Source organism: Rheinheimera sp. (assembly GCF_037442525.1).
In the GTDB taxonomy this organism is placed as follows: Bacteria; Pseudomonadota; Gammaproteobacteria; order Enterobacterales; family Alteromonadaceae; genus Pararheinheimera.
In genome coordinates this window covers 1-3075 of the sequence record NZ_JBBIQD010000026.1, presented here as the reverse complement: position 1 = coordinate 3075, position 3075 = coordinate 1, and the positions used below count along the sequence as shown (strand labels likewise).

The window sequence follows — 3075 nt, the reverse complement described above, 5'->3', positions numbered from 1 at the left end:
CCTGGTGTTTGGAATGATCCATGCCCTGATGTTTCGAGTGGTCCATGCCCTGATGTTTGGAATGATCCATGCCCTGATGTTTGGAATGATCCATGCCCGACTCTTGCATATAAGCCTGCCATCCACCCAGCTGATTGACCCGGCTGTTCGCTTCCGTCCAGTTCAAAGGCTCAGCTGTCATCAAGTCCTGATGCTGCAGCAGTGCTTTTGTCTGCACAATGGGTGACCCCTGGCTGGCATCCAGAGCAGCAGGTGAAATGACCGCTGCATAAGCACAGGGCCAGAACGAGACAATGGCCATCGCCGATATCAATAATTTAGTGTTCATAACGTCTCCTGAAATTGTCGCAACCAGCTATGAGCTGGTGATGGGGTTTGCAACAAGGTCAGGCGATAGGAGGGCGGTACCTGGATTGGGGCAAAGAGGACACAGAGCCGGAGTCTTCCTGTATCACCAGGCTGCCGACCACAGGATCAACATCGGTGATTTTGGCCAAAGGCAATACCAATGCGCTGTGACAGCCGGAGGCACACAAAGGGCAATCCGCCTGGTGGTCACTGGCAGCCGCACTGGTTGTGGTCTGAGCCTGGTCCATACTGTGCTCAGCATGACCCAGGTGTCCCGGATGACGTTGTTCAGGTGAACGCTCTGTGACTTGCTGATGATGACCGCCAGACTGGCAACACCACATAGCCGCAGTCGCAATGTTGCTAAACAACAGTGCGATAATCAGCCAAGGTGCAAAAAGCCGGAGCCTGGAATGCATAGTCACCACCCATAATAATCTGCCGTGCAGACTAAACCAGAACGTCAGTTGTCGCAAGAGCAGAAGCGCCGACTTGACCTGTGCAGCCGGTAAGGTCAATGTACAGGCAGACAAAAAAGCAGGAGGTAAGGATGTTACAGCAGTTTGAGCAGTACCTGAGCATGGCCAGGCAGGCTGAGCAGGCTCAGCAATGGCCGGATGCCTGGCGATATCTGGAATATGCGCATATTTGCGGGCAAAGGCAGTTTCGGCTGCATTGGCAAAGCCACCGACTGATGTTGTGCCTGGCCTGGCGAACCGGCAATGTGAAAGAAGGCTGGGGGCAGCTGCTGCGATTAGTTCTGACCCCTTTAGGGCATCTGCTGAACAGACTGCCAGAAGGGAATCCGGGGACCAGCCGGGTCAGTGCTTTTAAGCCTCAACCATTGCCGGCAGAGCTGCAGCAAACAGGGCAAAGCCAGACCTCTTCGACGGATTAGCGCCGGTCAGCAGCAGGACGCAGTAATGCCATCAGCTCTGAGATACTTCCCGCCTGAATTTTCACCACGCAGCTGTGTGACTGACTAAAAAAATGTGCCTGAATAAGTGCGGTCAGCTCGTCCAGACTCAGTTGCCCCAGCCTGATGCTGGGATCGTGCAGGGCATAAGTGAACCCTGCGCAGTCAATCCATCTGTCTTCTGGCAGCACGGGCCCGGTCTGGCGCAACAACAGATGCAGCTGTTCTGGTGATTCCGCCAGCTCAAGTTCATGGTCGCCGGATAATTGAAGTAACACAGGGAATTGCATCGGGGGCGCGTCGCAGAGGAAGTTCATGCAGATAGCATAACGAAAAACCATAAAAAAAGCCTCCGGCAAGCCGGAGGCGAAGTAGGCGCGGATGAGCCTAGGGTAGAAACGTAGTGCAGGTTAAAAACAGCACCGCTGTCGCTCAGACGGTGCCGAAGGGTTGGGAACCAAAAAGTTCATTCACCTGGTAACTGACAGTTATACGGACTTTACTTTGTAAGGTAAATTCGAATATAACTTCATTATTAATCGTTATTAACTGATGAACTAAGTCCAGATGACCCCAGTCAATTACAACCAGCTGTATTATTTTTATCTGGTCGCGGAACACGGCAGTATCGCCAGAACCAGCGAACTGCTGCATATCACCCCACAAACCATCAGCGGGCAAATCAGTCAGTTGGAACACACCATAGGCACAGCATTGTTTCAGCGTCAGGGCAAACGGCTGGTCTTGACTGAGCTTGGCTCTGTAGTGCAGGGGTATGCAGCCGATATTTTTCAACTCGGCGACGAGCTGAAAGCCGTATTAACCCGTCAGCACAGCAGCTGGCAAAGCTTCAGTGTCGGCATCACCGACGTATTACCCAAGGCGTTGGTGTACGAGATGCTCAAACCTGTGTTGCAGCTGCCCGTCAAACTGGTATGCCGCGAAGGGGAGCTGGACACCTTGTTGTCGGAGCTTGCGATCAACAAACTGGATATGGTGCTGTCGGATCAGCCTATTCAGACCGGCAGCCATGTCAAAGCCTACAGTCATTTGGTGACCGAGTCGGTCATGGCGGTTTTTGCCGCTGAAAATCTGGCGCCGGCCCTGATTCGTGGTTTTCCACGCTCATTACATAACCAGCCGTTTTTATTACAGGGCAAAAAATCCATTATTCGCCAGCAACTGATTGGCTGGTTTAATCAGCTGGATATTCAGCCGGAAGTGGTAGCGGAGTTTGATGACAGCGCGCTGATGCAGGCTTTTGCTCAGCAGGGGCTGGGGGCTTTTGCCGCTCCCGTGTTGCTGGAGCCTCAGCTCAGGGCAAACTATGGCCTGAGGAAAGTGGGCGAAATTGAGCGGGTAACCGAGCGTTTTTACGCCATCTCGCCGGAACGTAAACTGAGCCACCCCGCCGTGCTGCAGTTGGTGAAAGCACTGCAGCAGCCGGAGGGGGGGCGCTGCTAACCCTGGCGTGCAAAAGGTTGCAGCTGGCGTTGCGTGGCTTCAGTGCCTGACAACAGCTGGGCTGTGGCCTGATCAATGGAGGCCATTTGCTGATAGGCATGATTCGTGCCTTGCTCAATCTGCGTCAAATGCCGGTGATTCTGTTGTGAGCTTTGCGCCAGTTGCTGCACATGCTGCTGGATTTGGTTCAGTTGCTGCTGTGCGGCCTGCAGCTGTTGTTCCAGTGCGCCAAAATCCTGGCTGGTCAGTTGAATTTGTTGTTGGGCGGCGCCAGCCTGTTGCTGCAGCTGTTCAGACTCGGCTTTGGTGTCTCTGACCAGGCTGTCCATCTCATTCAAAAAACCTGC

The 3075-nt window shown here is 53.6% G+C and carries 5 protein-coding genes and 1 pseudogene; 2 read left to right on the top strand and 4 right to left on the bottom strand.

What is annotated here, in order from left to right; all coding sequences use genetic code 11:
* Both WKJ03_RS18455 and WKJ03_RS18450 read right to left on the bottom strand, forming a co-directional pair.
* Nucleotides 1-328 (bottom strand): hypothetical protein (locus WKJ03_RS18455; protein ID WP_337843716.1); only part of this gene is annotated, 328 nt, incomplete at its 3' end.
* 58 nt (nucleotides 329-386) lie between these two features.
* Nucleotides 387-767: a hypothetical protein gene (locus WKJ03_RS18450; protein WP_337843715.1), complete on the bottom strand. Its 381-nt coding sequence runs from the start codon at nucleotides 765-767 to the stop codon at nucleotides 387-389.
* A gap of 131 nt (nucleotides 768-898) precedes the next feature.
* Here WKJ03_RS18450 and WKJ03_RS18445 point away from each other — a divergent pair, with 131 nt between their 5' ends.
* Nucleotides 899-1246: a DUF3703 domain-containing protein gene (locus WKJ03_RS18445; protein WP_337843714.1), complete on the top strand. Its 348-nt coding sequence runs from the start codon at nucleotides 899-901 to the stop codon at nucleotides 1244-1246.
* Here WKJ03_RS18445 and WKJ03_RS18440 read toward each other — a convergent pair.
* Nucleotides 1243-1605 (bottom strand): DUF4144 family protein, encoded by a 363-nt coding sequence (locus WKJ03_RS18440; RefSeq protein WP_337843713.1) that lies wholly within the window; start codon nucleotides 1603-1605, stop codon nucleotides 1243-1245. The genes WKJ03_RS18445 and WKJ03_RS18440 overlap by 4 nt on opposite strands.
* A gap of 226 nt (nucleotides 1606-1831) precedes the next feature.
* Between WKJ03_RS18440 and nhaR the strand changes: the two genes are divergently transcribed.
* Nucleotides 1832-2728 (top strand): transcriptional activator NhaR, encoded by an 897-nt coding sequence (gene nhaR, locus WKJ03_RS18435; protein ID WP_337843712.1) that lies wholly within the window; start codon nucleotides 1832-1834, stop codon nucleotides 2726-2728.
* On the opposite strand, the pseudogene WKJ03_RS18430 reads toward nhaR, so the two are convergent.
* Nucleotides 2725-3075: pseudogene (locus tag WKJ03_RS18430) on the bottom strand (methyl-accepting chemotaxis protein); the annotation flags it as partial. The gene nhaR and the pseudogene WKJ03_RS18430 overlap by 4 nt on opposite strands.